At 71.9% G+C, this 17,319-nt stretch carries 15 protein-coding genes; 9 read left to right on the forward strand and 6 right to left on the reverse strand.

Annotated features, from left to right (window positions below):
* The first annotated feature begins 18 nt into the window (after positions 1–18).
* The 3 genes from ACFPCV_RS20490 to ACFPCV_RS20500 are packed head-to-tail and all read left to right on the forward strand — an operon-like array spanning position 19 to position 6,117.
* Complete coding sequence (locus ACFPCV_RS20490; protein ID WP_378057865.1) at positions 19–2,679, forward strand: amino acid adenylation domain-containing protein; 2,661 nt, start codon at positions 19–21, stop codon at positions 2,677–2,679.
* The gene (locus ACFPCV_RS20495; RefSeq protein WP_378057866.1) at positions 2,679–3,923 is read left to right on the forward strand and encodes an MDR family MFS transporter; all 1,245 of its coding nucleotides are present in this window, start codon (positions 2,679–2,681) and stop codon (positions 3,921–3,923) included. Before ACFPCV_RS20490 ends, ACFPCV_RS20495 begins: the two co-directional genes overlap by 1 nt.
* Positions 3,910–6,117 carry a penicillin acylase family protein gene (locus ACFPCV_RS20500; RefSeq protein ID WP_378057867.1) on the forward strand — a complete coding sequence of 736 codons (2,208 nt, stop codon included), beginning with the start codon at positions 3,910–3,912 and terminating at the stop codon, positions 6,115–6,117. The genes ACFPCV_RS20495 and ACFPCV_RS20500 overlap by 14 nt, the downstream gene beginning before the upstream one ends.
* A 188-nt stretch (positions 6,118–6,305) precedes the next feature.
* Here the strand turns inward: ACFPCV_RS20500 and ACFPCV_RS20505 are convergent, their stop codons facing one another.
* Together ACFPCV_RS20505 and ACFPCV_RS20510 are read right to left on the reverse strand one after the other, a co-directional pair.
* Positions 6,306–7,553, reverse strand: a complete 1,248-nt coding sequence (locus ACFPCV_RS20505) for a cytochrome P450 family protein (RefSeq protein ID WP_378057868.1) — start codon at positions 7,551–7,553, stop codon at positions 6,306–6,308.
* Positions 7,554–7,638: 85 nt separating this feature from the next.
* Positions 7,639–8,397, reverse strand: a complete 759-nt coding sequence (locus ACFPCV_RS20510; protein ID WP_378057869.1) for an N-acetyltransferase — start codon at positions 8,395–8,397, stop codon at positions 7,639–7,641.
* On the opposite strand from ACFPCV_RS20510, the gene ACFPCV_RS20515 reads away from it, so the two are divergent.
* Complete coding sequence (locus ACFPCV_RS20515) at positions 8,396–8,968, forward strand: putative PEP-binding protein (RefSeq protein ID WP_378057870.1); 573 nt, start codon at positions 8,396–8,398, stop codon at positions 8,966–8,968. The genes ACFPCV_RS20510 and ACFPCV_RS20515 overlap by 2 nt on opposite strands.
* Positions 8,969–9,198: 230 nt before the next feature.
* Here ACFPCV_RS20515 and ACFPCV_RS20520 read toward each other — a convergent pair whose 3' ends face one another.
* From ACFPCV_RS20520 to ACFPCV_RS20530, 3 genes are read right to left on the reverse strand one after another with little or no spacing between them, the layout of a single operon-like run.
* Positions 9,199–9,855 (reverse strand): maleylpyruvate isomerase family mycothiol-dependent enzyme, encoded by a 657-nt coding sequence (locus ACFPCV_RS20520; protein WP_378057871.1) that lies wholly within the window; start codon positions 9,853–9,855, stop codon positions 9,199–9,201.
* Positions 9,852–10,691, reverse strand: a complete 840-nt coding sequence (locus ACFPCV_RS20525) for a fumarylacetoacetate hydrolase family protein (RefSeq protein WP_378057872.1) — start codon at positions 10,689–10,691, stop codon at positions 9,852–9,854. Before ACFPCV_RS20525 ends, ACFPCV_RS20520 begins: the two co-directional genes overlap by 4 nt.
* Positions 10,688–11,797, reverse strand: coding sequence for a cupin domain-containing protein (locus tag ACFPCV_RS20530; RefSeq protein WP_378057873.1), 1,110 nt, complete (start codon positions 11,795–11,797; stop codon positions 10,688–10,690). The genes ACFPCV_RS20525 and ACFPCV_RS20530 overlap by 4 nt, the downstream gene beginning before the upstream one ends.
* 48 nt (positions 11,798–11,845) lie before the next feature.
* Between ACFPCV_RS20530 and ACFPCV_RS20535 the strand changes: the two genes are divergently transcribed.
* The 5 genes from ACFPCV_RS20535 to ACFPCV_RS20555 all read left to right on the forward strand — a co-directional run bounded on the left by ACFPCV_RS20535 (position 11,846) and on the right by ACFPCV_RS20555 (position 16,349).
* Positions 11,846–12,589 (forward strand): IclR family transcriptional regulator, encoded by a 744-nt coding sequence (locus ACFPCV_RS20535; protein ID WP_378057874.1) that lies wholly within the window; start codon positions 11,846–11,848, stop codon positions 12,587–12,589.
* Positions 12,590–12,651: 62 nt separating this feature from the next.
* Positions 12,652–13,551: a transporter substrate-binding domain-containing protein gene (locus tag ACFPCV_RS20540; protein ID WP_378057875.1), complete on the forward strand. Its 900-nt coding sequence runs from the start codon at positions 12,652–12,654 to the stop codon at positions 13,549–13,551.
* 2 nt (positions 13,552–13,553) lie between these two features.
* A complete protein-coding gene (locus tag ACFPCV_RS20545; protein ID WP_378057876.1) occupies positions 13,554–14,423 on the forward strand; it encodes an amino acid ABC transporter permease in 870 nt (289 codons plus the stop codon).
* Entirely contained in the window at positions 14,420–15,223 is an 804-nt protein-coding gene (locus tag ACFPCV_RS20550) for an amino acid ABC transporter ATP-binding protein (protein WP_378057877.1), read from the forward strand. The genes ACFPCV_RS20545 and ACFPCV_RS20550 overlap by 4 nt, the downstream gene beginning before the upstream one ends.
* Positions 15,216–16,349: a CapA family protein gene (locus ACFPCV_RS20555; protein ID WP_378057878.1), complete on the forward strand. Its 1,134-nt coding sequence runs from the start codon at positions 15,216–15,218 to the stop codon at positions 16,347–16,349. Before ACFPCV_RS20550 ends, ACFPCV_RS20555 begins: the two co-directional genes overlap by 8 nt.
* Before the next feature lie 32 nt (positions 16,350–16,381).
* On the opposite strand, the gene ACFPCV_RS20560 is transcribed toward ACFPCV_RS20555, so the two are convergent.
* Positions 16,382–17,308, reverse strand: a complete 927-nt coding sequence (locus ACFPCV_RS20560) for a PaaX family transcriptional regulator (RefSeq protein ID WP_378057879.1) — start codon at positions 17,306–17,308, stop codon at positions 16,382–16,384.
* Positions 17,309–17,319: the final 11 nt, after the last annotated feature.

Below are 17,319 nucleotides of genomic sequence, written 5' to 3' on the forward strand. Positions count from 1 at the left end.
GGAATCTGGGAGGACACGATGGGGATCGACCGGGCGGAGGCCCTGCGGCAGCGGCTCGCGAGACAACGCGGCGTGCCGCTGCCCACCGCGGCGGTGCCCGCGAACCTGGCTGACGCGTTCGCCCGCTCGGTCGAGCGGCACGGCGACCGCACCGCGGTGCGCTGCGCAGGCGTCGCACTGTCCTACCGGGATCTCGACAACCGGGTCGCCGAGCTGGCCGGGACGCTCCGCGACCGCGGCGCCGGCGCGGATACGCTGGTCGGCGTCCTGCTCGACCGGTCGATCGACATGGTGGTGGCCGCGCTCGCGGTGATCCGGGTCGGCGCGGCGTACGTGCCGATCGACCCGGCCACGCCACCCGCCCGCGTGGAGCTGATCCGCACCGACGCCGCTCCAGCGCTGGTGATCACGTCCCGGCCGCTTTCCGGACGCCTCGGTGCCGGCGTGGCGACGCTGCTGGTCGACGAGCCGCACCCGGCCGCGGTCCCGCTGCGGGACTGCCCGGCGGACCGCGACAGCAGGGCGTACGTGATCTTCACCTCCGGCACCACGGGCAGGCCCAAGGGCGTGCAGGTGTCGCACGGGAACGTGTTGTGGCTGTTCCGCGACTCCGCGGCGGTGTACGGGTTCTCCCGCGACGACGTGTGGACGCTGTTCCACTCGTTCGCGTTCGACTTCTCCGTGTGGGAGATGTGGGGTGCGCTGCTGTACGGCGGATGCGTCGTCGTGGTGCCCTCGGAGACGGCGAAGGACCCGGCCGCGTTCCGCGCTCTGCTGCGGGACGAGGGTGTGACGGTCCTCAACCAGACACCGACCGCGTTCACCCAGCTGATGGGCGAGGACACCCGGCACGCCGACCGGTTGCCGCTGCGCCACGTGATCTTCGGTGGCGAGGCGCTGCGGTTTCCCGACCTGGCACCGTGGTTCGCGAAGTACGGCGACACCGCTCCTCGGCTGGTGAACATGTACGGGATCACCGAGACGACGGTGGTGTCGACGTACCGGCCGGTGACACGCGCCGACCTGTCGCGTTCGGACAGTGCCATCGGGGTCCCGATGTCGGAGCTGGACTTCCTGCTCGTCGACGAGGACCTGAACCCGGTACCGGACGGCGAGATCGGCGAGATCGTGGTGACCGGACCCGGGGTCGCCATCGGCTACCTGAACCGGCCGGAGCTGACCGCGCAGCGGTTCGTGACGATCCGCGGTGCCCGTGGCTACCGCTCCGGCGACCTCGCGGCCCGCACCCCGGCCGGTGAGCTGATCTACCACGGCCGCCGGGACGACCAGGTCAAGATCCGCGGCTACCGCATCGAGCTGGGCGAGGTGGAGAGCGCGGTCGCCGCCGTTCCGGGTCTCGCGCGGGCGGCCGTGGTCGTGCGCGACCTGCCGGGCCGCGGCCCGGGCCTGGTGGCCTACGCGGTGCCCGAGCCGGGCGCACCCACCGCCGAGGCGATCCGCGAACGGCTCGCCGAGGTGCTGCCCGGGTACATGCTGCCCGCGCGGATCGAGTTCCTCGACACGATGCCGGTGACCGGAAACGGGAAGCTCGACCGCGCGGCCCTGCCCACCCCGGCCGCCGAAGCCGGGTCCGGCCCGGCAGCGGTGACGGATCCGGTGACGGCCGGGGTGCGGGACATCGTCGCCGGGCTGCTCGGCGTGCCGACGGTCGCCACCGGCACCGACTTCTTCGCGCTGGGCGGGCATTCCCTGCTCGCCACCCGGCTGCTCGCGGGGGTGCGGGAGCGGTTCGGCGTCGACGTGTCGCTGCGCGATTTCCTCCTGAAACCGACAGTGCGCGCCCTTGCTGCCGCGGTGCGGTCCGCGACCGCGGCCACCACCGCGAGTTCCGCGCTGCTCCCGTTGCACCACACCGACGAGCCCGGTCCGGTCGTGGTGTCGATCCCCGGCGCACTCGGGTTCGGGCTGTCGTTCGCGCAGCTGTCGGCCACGATGCCCGACCGCGCCTGGTACTCGATCGACCTCGGTGACCTCGCCGCCGCCCGCGGCACCGGACTCACCCTGCCCGCGCTGGTCGCCGACCTCGCCGCCCTCGTCGTGGCGGCGGCGGCTGGCCGGCCGGTGCACCTCGTCGGGCACTCGCTCGGCGGCACGCTCGGGTTCGCGCTCGTGCCCGTGCTCCGCGCGCTCGGTCAGGACGTCGCGAGCCTCGTGCTGTGCGACGCCGCCGACCCGCTGCTGCTCACCGAGGAGCTGCGGGCGTCCCGCGGGCACCGGATGTGGGAGTACCTCACGCACGTCGCGATGGTGTTCCCCGCCGCGACGACCCGCTGGCCCGGTGCGCTGCCCACGGACGGGTCGGTGCCCGACGACGACGTGGTCGGGCTCGCCGAGACCCTCCTCGACGGTGAGGTCGCCGACCTGTTCACCCGAGGGCTCGTGGCCGCGTTCCACGGCTACCAGCGGCTCGCGGACCTGCGGTGGGCCGCGCCGGAACCGGTGTCCTGCCCGGCCTTGCTGGTGCAGGCGAGCACGGCGTCGCTGGGGAGCAGGCAGATCGCGGGATGGGCCGCGCTGCTGCCGGACTCGCTGACCACCACCCGGATCGACGCCGGTCACATCGGCATGATCCAGGCCCCGCACGCCACCGCGCTCGCCGAGATGATCACGGAGTTCCACGCCGAGGTGGAACGCCCAAGCCACCGAAAGGCGTCCTGATGACCGAGAGTGCGCCGGACCGGCCGCCGTTCCTGGCGAAGCTGCTGGTCGCCGGATCCGGGATCATGAGCCTCGCCGTCGCGATCACCGTGCCGTTCCTCGCGATCTTCCTCGCGCGCGAGATGGACATGGCGCCGACCACGATCGGCCTGCTGATCGGCTCGTCGGTGTTCTTCTCGATCTTCGCCGGGTTCCTCGGCGGCACGCTGTCCGACATCTTCGGCCGGACCAGGGTGCTGCTGTGTTCGATGCTCGGCGTCGCCATGTCCTTCGTCGGTTTCTACCTCGGCGAGCACGTGGCGCTGATGTTCGTCTTCAACGCTACCCTCGCGCTGTCCACGGCGTCGTTCAGCCCGGTCGGCAAGGCCCTGCTGAGCGACCTGCTGCCCGTGGGCGAACGGGTGCGGTGGTTCTCCTACCAGTACCTCGTGGCGAACGTCGGCTTCGCGGTCGGCCCACTGATCGGCGTGTACCTCGGGCTGTCCGGCGGCCGCACCGCGTTCCTCGTCGCCGCCGTGGCCTACGGGGTGTACTTCGTGTTGCTCGCCGGGTCGCTGCGCACCGGCCGCGCGGTCGTGGCGAAGCCGCCGGAGCGGACCGAGGGCACCGTGCTGTCCCGGTTCCTCGACAGCGCGCGCGCCGTGGCCACCGACCGCAGGCTGCTGTGCCTGATCATCGCCGGGCTGCTGCTGGAATCGGTGCACCTGCGCATCTCCGCACTGCTCGCGCAGGACCTGGACATGGACTTCGCCGACGGCGCCAGGATTCTCGCGATCGTGATGGCGACGAACGCGATCACGGTCGTGGTGTTCCAGTTGTTCGCGTCGAAGTTCGTGATGCGGCGCGACCCGGTGACCGCGATCGTGGTCGGCGGGGTGCTGATGTTCGCGGGGATGGCCGGGTTCGCCACCGCGACCACGACGTGGCACTTCGTGGTCGCCATGGTGGTGTTCAGCGTCGGCGAGACGTTCATCGTGCCCTCCGAGTTCGCCGTCATCGACCGGATCGCGCCGGAGGACCGGCGCGGCAGCTACTTCGGTGCGCAGACGTTCTCCCAGCTCGGCGGGTTCGTCGGGCCCTACCTCGGCGGTCTGCTGCTGGCGACCTGGAACGGCACCGTGATGTTCTTCGGCATCGGCTCGCTCGCACTGCTGAGCGCGGCGTTCTACCTCGTCGTCGGGCGCCGGGTACCCGGGTTGATGCGGCCCGCCCCGGAGAAGGAGGCCGCCGGTGTCAGCGGCTGAGTGGGCGGTCCGGCAGGTCGCCCGCCTCGGCAGGCGCCGGTCGAGTGGCACCCGGCGGCTCGCGGGACTCCGTTCCGGCGCGGCGATCGACCGGGACGACCGCGGCGTGCCGACCGTGCGCGCGGCCGACGAGGAGGACCTGTACTTCGCGCTCGGCCACGCGCAGGCGACCGACCGCCTGTGGCAGATGGACGTGCTGCGCCGCCGGGCAGCCGGCACGCTGTCGGCGGTGCTCGGTCCGGCGCTGGTCGAGGAGGACACCCGGTGGCGGCGGCTGGCGTTGACCAGGGTGTCGCTGGCGAGCCTCGCGCTGACCGACGAGCGCACCCGCGCCAACCTCGAGGCGTTCAGCGCCGGGGTGAACGCGATAGCGGGCAGCCGGTGGTGGCTGCCACCGGAGTTCGTGCTGCTGCGGTACCGTCCGGCGCCCTGGACACCGCTCGACTCGGTGCTCATCGTCAAACAGCTGGGGTTCGAGCTGGGGCTGAACCTGCGGCACGAGGTGTTCCGCGGTCAGGACATGGACGCCGGCCTCGCCGCCCACCTGCGGGTGCCGCGGTACCCGGCCGACGGCCCGGTGACGGTACGGGCGCACGGCGGGCCCGCGGGCCCGGCAGGGGAGCTGCCGGAGCCGTCCCGGGTGTGGCTTCAGGACCTGCTCGACGGCGAGCGGACGATCGGCTCGAACGCCTGGGCCATCGCGGGCGAGCGCACCGCGTCGGGCGCACCGCTGCTGGCGAACGATCCCCACGTGACGTTCACCCAGCCAAGCCTGTGGTACCAGGTGGGCCTGCGGCTCGACGACCACGCCGGATACGGCGTCACGGTGCCCGGCATCCCGGGACTGATCGCGGGTTCGTCCCGCGATCTCGCGTGGGGGATCACCAACTCGTGGGCCGACACGCAGGACCTGGCGGTGGACCCGCCGCCGGCGTCCTGGCGGGAGGACGGCGTCGTCGAGGTCCGCGGCGGCGACCCGGTGCCGGTGACCGCGGAGGGCGGCGACGGCTGGGTCGCGTTCGGCGAGGGCAGCGGCCTGTTCTGGAGTGGCTGCACGCCATCCGAGGAGATCGGGGCGTGCCAGCGGATGTGGCGCGCCGAGTCCTATGGGGAGTTCCGGGAGGTGCTGCGCTCGTTCGGGGTGCCGGTCCTGAACGTCGTGGTGGCGGGCCGCGACGGCACCATCGCCGTGAAGACCGCGGGCCGGGTGCCGGACCGGGTGCCGGGGAGTGGCCTCGCACCGGCGGCGTTCGAGTCGGTCGCCGCCTCGTGGCGCGGATTCGTGCCGTTCGACGCGCTGCCCGAGTCGGTGAACCCGGCCGAGGGCTACCTGGTGTCGGCCAACCACAAGCTCCTCCCCGACGGTGCGTCGCCCGACCTGGGCGGCGACTGGATGCCGCCCTACCGCGCGGAACGGATCGAGGAACTGATCGACACCACCCCGAAGGCGACGGCGGACGACTGCGCCAGGTGGCAGAGCGACGACCTCAACGGCCGCGCCCGGCTGCTGCTGCCGCTGCTACTGCGCTCGGCGCCGACGACGCCGGCCGGCACCACGTGCCACGCACTCCTGTCGGCCTGGGACTGCCACGACCGCGCCGACGCGGCGGCCCCACTGGTGTTCGCGCGCCTGATGCTGGCGCTGGCCGACACCTGGCTGGGCCAACTCGCGGCGACCGCCCCCGACCTGGTGCTGCAGGTGGACCACCTGGTGCGGACCCCGGAAGCGCTCGAGGCACTGGGCCTGCCCCCGCTCGCGGACGTGGTGGCCACGTCCCTCGACGAGATCGGCGAGGAGTTGACGGAGGTGTTCGGTCCCCCGTCGTCGTGGCGCTACGGCACCGCGCACCGGATACTCGACCCGCACCCGCTGGGCCGAGGCGGCGCCGCCCTCCGGGCGGTGTTCTGCACTCCGCCCACCCCCGTGAACGGCAGCAGCCAAACCGTGGGCCTGATGGCCGCGACACGGGAAGGCCACGTCGTGGAGGGCGCTCCGTGGCGGATGGTGGCCGAGCTGACCCCGGCTGGCCCCCGTGTCCGGGACGTCCTGCGCCACGGCGCGTCCGGTCACCCGGCCTCTCCCCACTACGACGACCAGACCGCCCGGCACAGCCGTGGCGAGCTGCCACCGGTGCCCTGCCCACCCGAGGGCGGCAACACCCTGACCCTGCTCCCGCGCGGACCGCGGGCCTGATCACCCGAAGCTGTCGGCCACTCATCTCGGCGTCGCGCCCTTCCTGGCACCGTGAGGTGCGCCGCGCCCGGACCCGCCAGACACGCCGCCACCGAGCAACGCCACAACCCCACGAACCCCTGACCTCGGGTGCTCACCCGTCTCGGTCCGCGGACCGAGACGGATGAGCACCCGACGAGCTGGTCGGTTCAGGCGGCCCTGGTCGACTCGTGGTGCAGCAGGACCGGCAGGGCGGCCACGTCGTTGGCCATGAACGAACGCAGTGGCGGGATGTCCTGCGGGGCGACCGCCAGCGCCAGGTCCGGGTACCGGGCGAACAGCGCGGGTACCGCCACCGCGGCCTCGAGCCGCGCCAGACGCGCGCCGGGGCAGAAGTGGGGTCCGCCACCGAACGCGATGTGCTCCTTGTTCTCCCGGTCGATGTCGAACACCTCGGGCTCGGGGAACACGTTGGGGTCACGGCCGTGGGCGAGGTAGCTGATCATGATGGCGTCGTACTTCCTGATCACGACTCCTTCGCCGAGGTCGATGTCCTCCTTCGCCCACCGCATCGGCAGGTGGCCGACGGGGCACTGGAGGCGCAGGGACTCCTCGATCGCGTCCGGCCACCGGCTCGGGTCCGCCCGGACGATGGCCAGCTGGCCGGGATTGGCGAGCAGCTCTCGAACGGTGTGGTCGATGAGCGAAACCGTGGTCTGGCTGCCGCCGCCGATCAACAGGATCAGCATGTCGACCAGCTCCTGCTCCGACAGCGGTTCCTCGCCGTCGACGCGGGCCGCGATCAGGAAGCTGGTCAGGTCGTCACCCGGCTCGCGGCGCTTGCCCTCGATGAGGGTCCGCATCGCGACGTTGATGTCGACGAACACCCGCGCCGACTCCTCCTCCGGCACGTTGTCGGTGTCGAGCACGACTCGCAGGATCCGCAGCACCTCGGGACGAAGGTCCTCCGGCACGCCGAACAGGTCGCAGATCATCCTGGTCGGCAGCTGCTGGGAGAACGCGGTGTGCAGGTCCACCGGTTCGTCGCCGGTGCGGGTCGCCAACTCGTCGAGGAGCGTCTCGGCGATGGCCTCCAGGTGTGGCTTCATCGCGTCGATGCGCTTGGGTGTCAGCGCGGGCGCGACCAGCTTGCGGAGCCGCTGGTGTTCGCGGCCCTCAGCGGTGGACATGGACGCGACATCCACCCACGGCGACAGCCAGGGCACTTCGCCCGGCACGTACATGGGCAGGTTGTTCCTGAGGTTGCGGGAGACGTCGGGGTGGTTCAGCAGGTGCTTGACCACGTCGCCCCGGGTGATGGACCACACCACGACGCCATCGGGCAGCTCGACGGCCACCGCGGGAGCGGCCTCACGGAACCGGTCCAGCTGTGCGTACATGCACTTGCCGCCGCCGCTGTCGATCTTCTCGCTCGGCGCGGTACTGAAAGGGATCATCTCGTCCTGCTCCTGTGTCTACTGGGGACGCCGCGGGATCGGCCTGGTGGACAATGGACTGCCGGATCGCGGCCCATGAAAGCGGTCATGTGGTCAGGCGGTGCCGGATCCACACGTTGGGTTCGATGTAGACGGCGCGGTCGTGCACGACGCTGACCTCGACCAGTGTCAGCGCTCCTGGCACCGCCACCGGCCCGTCGGTGTCGAACGGCAGTCCCGTCCACCCGCGCCACTGGGCGAGGCTTCCGGCGATGGCCATCGAGACCGGGCAGATCTTGATGATCTCGCCGCCCTCTCGGACGTGCACACGCAGCCAGGCGTCGGCCGGCAGCCCGTCCGGCCGGGTACGTGCCGTGTAGTCGGCGATCGACATCTCGGGTTCGGCGTGCTTCCTGCTCGGCCGGACCGGCGCCATGAGGTCGGCGAACCCGAAACGGCGCGCGTTGTCGTTGAGTGCCACAAGGGTCCGGCTGGACAGGTTCCGTGCCTGCGACCCCGGAACCACGGCGATCTCGAGCGCGCACACGGCGGTGAACGCGCGCCCGGCGTAGGTGTCGTGCATGCTCTGGCGCAGCACCTCGTCCCAACCGGTGTCAGGGAGGCTGTCGACGTCACCGTCCCATGCGAACGGCACGCTCGCCGCCCTGGCGATCACCCGCTCGTCGTCGCCCTCACCGTCGAGCACGACGAGCTGATGCTCTGGATGCCGCTCGAAGGCCCAGTTGATGAGCAGTGGCTCCGCCCGGACATACGGGGGCCAGGTCGACTCCATGGTCAACATCGCTGACGCGAGGTCAGGTCGCTCGGCGAGACTGACCACACGCAGATTAGCGGCAACGGACATGTCGGCTCCTTACGAGCGCAGGATCACCGGAAAAAAGTCTCGCGCGCCGAACTGGTGCCACACCCGCGCCAGACTCGCCGCACCCGCGCACCCGCCGGACTGGTCCGAGGTCGCCGAGGAGACCGGGGTCGAGGTTGCGCACGAGATCGGGACGATGATCGAACTGCCGAGGGCCGCACTCACCGCGGGCCGGATCGCGAAGACGGCGCAGTTCTTCTCCTTCGGCACGAACGACCTGACGCAGACCGTGTGGGGCTTCTCCCGCGACGACGTCGAGGCGTCGTTCTTCCCGGTGTACCTGGCCGAGGGCGTGTTCACGGTGTCGCCGTTCGAGACCATCGACCGCGATGGCGTCGGCACGCTGATCGACATCGCCGTGCACGAGCGCCGCGCGGCCCGTACCGACCTCGAACTGGGTGTCTGCGGCGAACACGGCGGCGACCCGGCGTCGATCAGGTTCTTCCACGAGGTCGGCCTCGACTACGTGTCCTGCTCACCGTTCCGCGTGCCCGTCGCCCGGCTGGAAGCGGGTCGTGCGGCGGTCGGGGACACCGCCGTCGACAGCCGCTGAGAAACCGGGGGAGTGATCACGAGCAGGAACATCGTGGTGGGCGTCGTGTTCCTGGCTGACCTTGTGCCCTGGTGCGGGCATCGAAGGGCTCTCGTGAGGCAACGGTCCTGAAGGTGTGCACGGCACAATCGGTGCTGCGAAAGGCACATTCAGGGCGCTCAGCGTCCCGAATGGACCATTCACGGCATCCCGGGTGCCGTCCCCGACGTGATCGACTGTCCACACCGGGACTACAGCCACGGGGGCAGGGACGGGAAGTCCTGCGGTCGTCGGCGGCCGGTGAGCCACGCCGCCAGTTCCGGTGCTCGTCCCGTCACCTGGACCGGGGTGCCGGTACCCGCGACGTGCCAGGTCCGGCGGCCGTCGGTCACGGTCAGGGCGGGGCCGCCTCCCTGCCTGTCGCGCCACCGGGCGACGTCGGCGACCAGCGCCTCGCACACGCCGTCGGGGAGGTCGGTGAAGTCCGTGCCAGCGGCCAGGTCCACCGCGTGGACGGCTACCTCACGGGTCCGCAGCCACGGCAGCTCCTCGGCGGGGATGGTCCGGCCCTGTGCCGTCACGACCTGCGCCTGCCACGCGGCAGGCGACAGTGCGTTGAAGTCGGCCGTGAGGGCGGCCGCCGCCGCGTGTGCGTTCGCGCGGAGTTCGGGTGGTGGTCGGCGCGCACCCAGCTCGATCTCGCGGTCCCGATCGTCGGACGAGGTGTACATGGGTGTCCGCACCCCCGTCCTCGCCCACGAGACCAGGCGGCGCAGTGCGTGTGCGTTGGCGGTCACGTGCGCCACGACATGTCCACGTGTCCAGCCGGGCAGCACCTCGACGGTGAACTCGTCGTCCGCGATCTTGTCCAGCGTGGACAGGAACAGCCCGGTCGCCGCCTCGATCACGCCGGCACCGTCGCAGGCACGCGGGCGGTGTTGGCCAGTACGCCGATCCCTTCGACCTCGGTGACCACGGTTGACCCGTCACGCAGGTACTGCCGGGGGCTCCTGGCGTGGCCGACGCCGCCGGGGGTACCGGTCGCGATGACGTCGCCGGGCCGCAGCGTCACGATCGCCGAGATGTACCGGACGAGCGCCACCGGGTCGAAGACCAGGTCCGCGGTCGTCGACTCCTGCACGGTCACCCCGTCGACCTCGCACCGCAGCGCGAGCGCCGGCCGGACCCCGCCCGGCAGCTCGTCCGGGGTGACCAGCGCCGGGCCGAACGGCGTGCTGGCTTCGAACGTCTTGCCCTGCAGCCACTGCGGGGTCCGGTACTGCCAGTCCCGCATGGTCACGTCGTTGAGCACCGAGAAGCCGGCGATCGCGGCCTCCGCCTCGGTCTCACTCGCGCGGCGGACGGGCGCGCCGATGACGACGGCCAGCTCGGCCTCCCAGTCGACCGAATCCGACGCCGGGTCGAGCGCGATCTGGTCGTGCGGGCCGACCAGGGCCTCGGCGTACTTCGCGAACAGCGTCGGGTGTGTGGGCAGCTCGCGACCCATCTCGAGGATGTGGGTGCGGTAGTTCAGCCCGACGCACACGATCTTGCCCGGCCGGGGGACCGGCGGCGCGAGGTCGGTGACGGCGTGGCGTGCGCCGTCCCGCGCGGCGACCGCGCGCCAGTCCGGGTCGGCCAGCAGCGCGCCGAGGTCGGGGGCGGGCAACTCGACCGCCGTGGTGCCGTCGAGCAGGCGGGCGGCCGTCGTGCGGTCCGCCAACCGGAGCGTCGCGAGCCTCATTCGTCACCTTCCTGGACGCGGTGGGCGTGTAGCCCCTCGAAGATCGGTGTGTCGCTGAACCGGAACAGGTCCAGGTCGGACTCCGCGGTCACCGTGAACGGCACCCACGACGGCACGGCCACGAGGTCGCCGCGCTCGACCCGCCACTCCCGGCCGCCGAGGCGGACGCGGCCGGTGCCGTCGAAGACCTGCCAGACCGACGAGCCGACCTCGCGCCGGGTGACGGTGGCGGCGCGCGACCGCACCCGGTGCATCTCGGCCCGGATCGTCGGCAGCACGTCGCCACCCGTGGTCGGGTTGCTGAACCGGACGGCCGCGTGTCCCGGCGCCACCACGCCGGGCTGCCCTTCGGCCTCCAGGTCGAGCTGGGCCGACAGGGCCGCGTCGGTGTGTTCCCAGCGGTAGGCCATGACCGGGGACGAGGCGACCGGGCCGGACTGGGAGACCGGGCGCAGGCCAGGGTGGGCCCACAGCCGCTCGGCGTACGAGCGGGCCGGCGTGGCGCGGTTCGCCACGACGTCGGGGCCCAGCTCGAAGAACGCCGAGCCCATGGCGTGCACGAACGGGATGTCGAGCCCGTCGAGCCAGGCCATGGGCTCCTCGCTCTGGTTGTGGTGGCCGTGGAAGCGCCAGCCGGGGGTGAGCAGCAGGTCGCCCCGGCGCATGGCCACGGCGTCGCCGTCGACCACCGTCCACACGCCCTCGCCCTCCACGACGAACCGGAACGCGTGCTGCGTGTGCCGGTGCACGGGAGCGTCCTCGTGCGGGTTGAGGTACTGGATCGCCGCCCACAGGGTCGGCGTCGCGTACGGCATCCCGCCGAGGCCGGGGTTGGCGAGCGCGATGGCGCGCCGTTCCCCGCCGCGGCCGACCGGGACCAGGTCACCGGACCGGCGGGCGATCTCCAACAGCCGTGCCCACCGCCACACGTGCGCCGCCGCGTCCGGCCTGGGGCTCGTCGGCATCAGGTCACCGATCTCGGTCCACAGTGGAACGAGCAGTTCGTTCTCGAAGTCGCGGTAGAGGCGCGCGAGGTCGGGGGAGGGGGTGGGCTGCCCGGGTGCGTCCGGCATCGCGAGCCGGACCGGGGACTCCGTCGACGTCATGGCCGGGACGTTAGCCACGTTCTGCGCAACGGTATCTAGGATTCTGCTGTGCGGAACAAACCTGTGTACAGCATCGAGTCGGTCGACCACGCGCTGCGCCTCGCGGTGCTCCTGCAGCAGGAGGGGCCGTTGCGGGTCGCCGACGCGGCGCAGCGCCTCGGGGTGGCGCGGTCGACCGCCCACCGCCTGCTCGCGATGCTCGTGTACCGCGAGTTCGCCGTGCAGGACCGGGACCGGCGTTACGTCGCGGGGCCGGTGCTGCGCACCTCGGTGGTGCCGGAGCCGGTCACGAGCCTGCGCGAGGTGGCGCTGCCGCACCTGCGTGAGCTCGTCCGCCGGTGCGGCGAGACGGTGAACCTGACCGTCCCGCACGGCGCCGACGTGCGGTTCGTGGCCAGCGTGGAGTGCGACCAGGTGCTGCGGGTCGGCGACCGCGAGGGCAGGTTGCTCCCGGCCCGGCTCACCTCCGGCGGGCTCGCCGTCCTCGGTGCGCGGGGCGAGGAGGATCTCGAACCGTACTGCGCCGACTCGGGTGAGGTCGCCGCGCTGCGCAGGGAGGTGCGGCGGGTGCGGCGCCAGGGGTTCGCGGTCAACGACCAGCGGACCGAGGCGGGCGTGACCGCCATCGGCAGGGCACTGCGGGACGCGGAGGGCGTGGTCGTGGCGGCGGTGTCGATCGCGATGCCAACGGCACGCTACGACCGCACCCGTCTCCCGGAGTGGGTCGCGCTGGTCTCCGCGACCACCTCCGCGATCGAGCGGGCCGTCGCTCTTGACACGCACCACTACTGACGTTAGACACTATTGCTCACGGCCGTAAGTCAAATGTGCATACATCAATGGCGGGAGCACCGATGCTCAAGTCCCGTGGAACCCTTCTCGTGTCGCTGGCCATGGCGCTCCTCGCCACGACCGCCTGCGGCTCCTCCGACAGTCAGGACCCCGCAACCGCGGGCGGCGCGGGCAACGCCCGGCACGACAAGCTCCCCCAGCAGTTCAAGGACTCGGGAGTCATCCGCTTCGCGGGTGACTCCCACCCGCCGTACCGGATCCTCGGCGCGGACGGCAAGACGGTCACCGGCATCGACCGTGACCTCCAGCAGGCGCTCGGCGAGGTGCTGGGCGTCCGCACCGAGATCACCATCGTGCCGGGTCTCCCCTCGGCACTGTCCGGCATGCTGGCCGGCCGCTACGACGCGTTCAACGGGCCGGTGAAGGACACCGCGGAGCGGGAGGAGAAGTTCGACGCCATCGTCTGGATGGTGACCAGGACGGCCTACCTCGTCCCCAGGTCCGGTTCCGCCGGCATCGACGCCAGTGACGACCTGTGCGGCAAGCGGGTGGCCGGGGTGGACGGCAGCATCATCGAGGACCAGGTCGTCCGTTTGACCGACTGGTGTGCCGGCAGGAACGAGCCGGCCGTGGAGTTCATCGGGCTCGCCGACACCAACGGCACGATCCTCGCCGCCAAGTCCGGTCGTGCCGACGCCGTCGGCATGACCGAGAGCGCCGCGCTCGACGCGATGGCCGCGGAGAAGAACGAGTTCACCTACGTGACGCAGACCGACGAGCAGGGCGCGGGCGTGGATCAGCTCGCCATGCTGGTGCCGAAGTCCGGCGGGCTCGGACCCGTGATGTTCGAGGCGTTCGAGGAGATCTTCGCCAACGGCGAGTACGAGCGGATCATGAAGGAGTACGGCCTGGAGAAGGTCGCGGTGGACGAGCCGAAGCTCAACACCGCGGGCGCGCAGTGACGATGGTGGCCACCGAGCCGGTCACGGTCGACGTCGCGACGGCACGTGGGCGCCCCCGGCCGCTGCGGTGGCTCGGCGGCGCCGTGCTCGTCGTGCTCGCCGCGCAGGTCGCGTGGTTCCTCACCCACAACGACCGGCTCGAATGGCCGGTCGTGGCCGACTACCTGTTCGACCCCAACGTGCTGGCGGGCCTCGGGACCTCGATCATGCTGACCGTCGTCGCGATGGTCGCCGGATCGGTGCTCGGTGTGCTGCTCGCCATGGGGCAGCTGGCCGACTTCGCGCCGGTGCGCTGGGTCTGCACCGTCTACGTCGGACTCTTCCGCGGTATCCCGCCGCTGGTGCAGCTGCTGTTCTGGTTCAACCTCGCCTACCTGCTGCCGCGCCTGTCGATCGGTGTCCCGTTCGGACCGACGTTCGGGTCGTGGTCGACCAACGACGTGATCACCCCGTTGACCGCGGCGCTGATCGGGCTCACCCTGCACGAGGCCGCGTACATGGCCGAGATCGTCCGTGCCGGCATCCTCTCGGTGGACACCGGACAGCGCGACGCGGCGATGGCGATGGGCTTCACCGACGGGCAGGCGTTCCTCCGGGTCGTGCTGCCCCAGGCGATGCGGGTGATCATCCCGCCGAGCGGCAGCCAGTTCATCAGCCTGATGAAGGGCACGTCGCTGGTGAGTGTGATCGCCATGACCGACCTGCTGCACGCGGTCCAGTCCGTCTACAACCAGACCTACCAGATCGTCCCGCTGCTGCTCGTGGCCTGCTTCTGGTACCTCGTGGTGGTCACCGCGCTCTCCTTCGGGCAGCAGCGCCTCGAACGGCGGTTCGGCCGCGGGCAGTGGAGCACGGGCAGGAGGCAGGCATGACCCCCGTACTGAGCGTCCGGGACATCCGGCGCAGCTTCGGCACGCACACCGCGCTCGACGGGGTGAGCCTCGACGTCGCGCAGGGCGAGGTCGTCGCCGTCATCGGGCCCTCCGGCTCCGGGAAGTCCACGCTGGTCAGGTGCGTGCACCAGCTGGAGCCGATCGACAGCGGCGCCATGTACCTCGACGGCGAGCTGCTCGGGTTCTCCCACGACGGCCGGGCGCTGCGCCCGCTGCCCCCGCGGCGGGTCGCCGACCAGCGGCGCAGGATGGGCATGGTGTTCCAGCAGTTCCAGCTCTTTGCGCACTGGACGGTGCTGCGCAACATCACCGAGGCCCAGGTGCGGGTGCACGGCCGCAGCCGCGAGCAGGCACGGGACCGTGCGCTGGAGCTGCTGGGCAAGGTGGGCCTGACCGAGAAGGCGGACGCCCACCCCCGCCAGCTCTCCGGCGGCCAGCAGCAGCGGGTGGCGATCGCACGGGCGCTCGCCACCCGGCCGCGGATCATGCTGCTCGACGAGCCGACGAGCGCACTGGACCCGGAGCTGGTCGACGAGGTGCTCACGGTCGTGCGCGACCTCGCGGCCGCGGGCATGACGATGGTCATCGTCACCCACGAGATCGCGTTCGCCCGCGAGGTCGCCGACCGGTACGTGTTCATGGACCGCGGCCGGATCGTCGAGCAGGGCCCGGTCGGCGGCGTCCTGTCCGACGCCACGTCGGACCGCCTGCGCGCGTTCCTGTCCCGCTACACCCAAGGGCTCACCGCCGCCTCCGGAGGAGCAGACACCCATGCCTGACCCGATGACCGTCCTGTCGGTCGGCGACCTCGTGCTCGACGAGCCGGACCCGGCGTCGTTCCTCGCACCGGCCCGGCCGGTCCTCGCGGGCGGCGACGTGGTGATCGGCCACGTCGAGGTCCCGCACAGCACCGCGGACGTCCAGATCAGCACGGACATCCCGGCACCACCCGCGGACCCGGCCGCGCTGCACGCCCTGAGTGAGGTCGGTTTCCACGTCGTGACCCTCGCCGGCAACCACGTGTACGACGTGGGCGACGTCGGCGTCACCGACACCGTCGCGCACGCGCGGGCCGCCGGGCTCGCGACCGCGGGCGCCGGACCGGACCTCGACGCGGCACGCGAACCCGCCGTGCTCGAGCGCGACGGACTGCGGATCGGGGTACTGAGCTACAACTGCGTCGGCCCCCGCGAGTCGTGGGCCACCTCGCGCAAGGCGGGCTGCGCGTACGTGCGGGTGCTCACGCACTACGAGCTGGACCACGCGAGCCCCGGCGGGCCGCCCAGCGTGTACACCTTCGCCGACCCGGTGAGCCTGGCCGCCATGGCCGACGACATCGCCGCGCTCGCGGCCCGCGTGGACGTGGTCGCGGTGTCGATGCACAAGGGGGTCGGGCACACGCCCGCGGTCATCGCGATGTACGAGCAGCCGGTCGCGCGCGCGGCGATCGACGCGGGCGCGCACGTCGTGTTCGGCCACCACGCGCACATCATGCGCGGCATCGAGGTCTACCGGGGCAGGCCGATCTTCCACGGCCTCGGCAACTTCGTGACCGTCACCCACGCGCTCTCGCCGACGGGCAACGACAGCGCCGAGCGGGCCGAGTGGGCGCGCAGGCGGGTCGAGCTGTACGGGTTCGCGCCCGACCCGGACATGCCGTTCTACCCGTTCCACCCGGAGAGCAGGAACACGGTGATCGCCGTGTGCCGGTTCACCGTGGACGGGATCGTCTCCGCCGGGTTCGTGCCGTGCTGGATCGACGACGCCGGCCGGCCCGTTCCACTGTCCCGTGTGGACGGCGGGGACGGGGTCGCCGACTACGTCGCGCGGATCGGCGAGGAGGCGGGGCTCGACACCGTGTTCGCGTGGGACGGGGACGAGGTCGTGCTTCCCGGGGTGGGCTGAGGGAACGGCCGGCTGACTCGCGGGCCGGGGCCTCAGCCCGCGAAGTCGCTGCCGTGGCCGAGGACGAGACCGGCGGCCTCCTTGTCGAACTGGCCGACGACCTGCTTCACCCGCTGTTCCGCGAGCCAGGTCAGCTCGTCGTAGAGCTCCGCGAACAGCGCGCGGGCCCGCGCACGGGGCCACGGCTGCGGCAGCAGCGCGGCGGGCAGTTCCGGGTCGAGGCCGGGGAAACGCCGCCATGCGTCCATCAGCGCGGTCCGGACCACCAGCGCCTCGGCGGTGCCGATCCGCCCGTCGCGCAACCGCTGCCGCACCGACTCGTACTCCTCGATCAGCGCGACGTACTTGCCCCGCAACGCGTCGAGGTCCCATGCGTTGATCGGGTGGCCGCCCGCCGGGCTGCCGTCGACCACCTCGGAGCGCAGCACCGTGGCGGTGTCGATCGCCAACTCGGCCAGCACCGCCGTGATCTCGGCGACCCGCTCGTGCGGCGACACCCACACCCCGTCGAACAGGGACGCGAACCCGAGCCAGCCCAGGCGCGTGCGCAGGGTGTGGCGGAGGTCGCGCTGGTCCTCGGGGACCGAGAACACGGCGACCGTCCACTGTCCCGACCACGGCTCCTCGGTGGCCCCGAAGGACATGATGTGGCGCAGGCCTTCCGCCAGCACGGTGGCCGCCCTGCTGCTGAGCGCGTAGGACGTGTGCCGCCCGGTCCTGGACAGCTCCAGCAGGCCACGCCGGGACAGCCTGCTCAACGCCGCCCGCGCGCTGATCTCGGTGATGTCGAACTCGCCGAGCAGCGCGACGAGCGCGGCGGAGGGCAGCGGCGCCCGCTGCCCGTACCAGTAGTCGCCCAGCAGGGTCAGCAGGAGGTGCTGCGGGCTGCCGCCGGACTGCATCCTCGGGAGGTCGAGGTCGGCTCGCGCAGGCGGCGGGTCCTGAGGGGCGGCGGTCATGGGATTACTGT

Origin of the sequence: Actinophytocola glycyrrhizae (assembly GCF_042653545.1) — a bacterium.
Taxonomy (GTDB): Bacteria; Actinomycetota; Actinomycetes; order Mycobacteriales; family Pseudonocardiaceae; genus Actinophytocola; species Actinophytocola glycyrrhizae.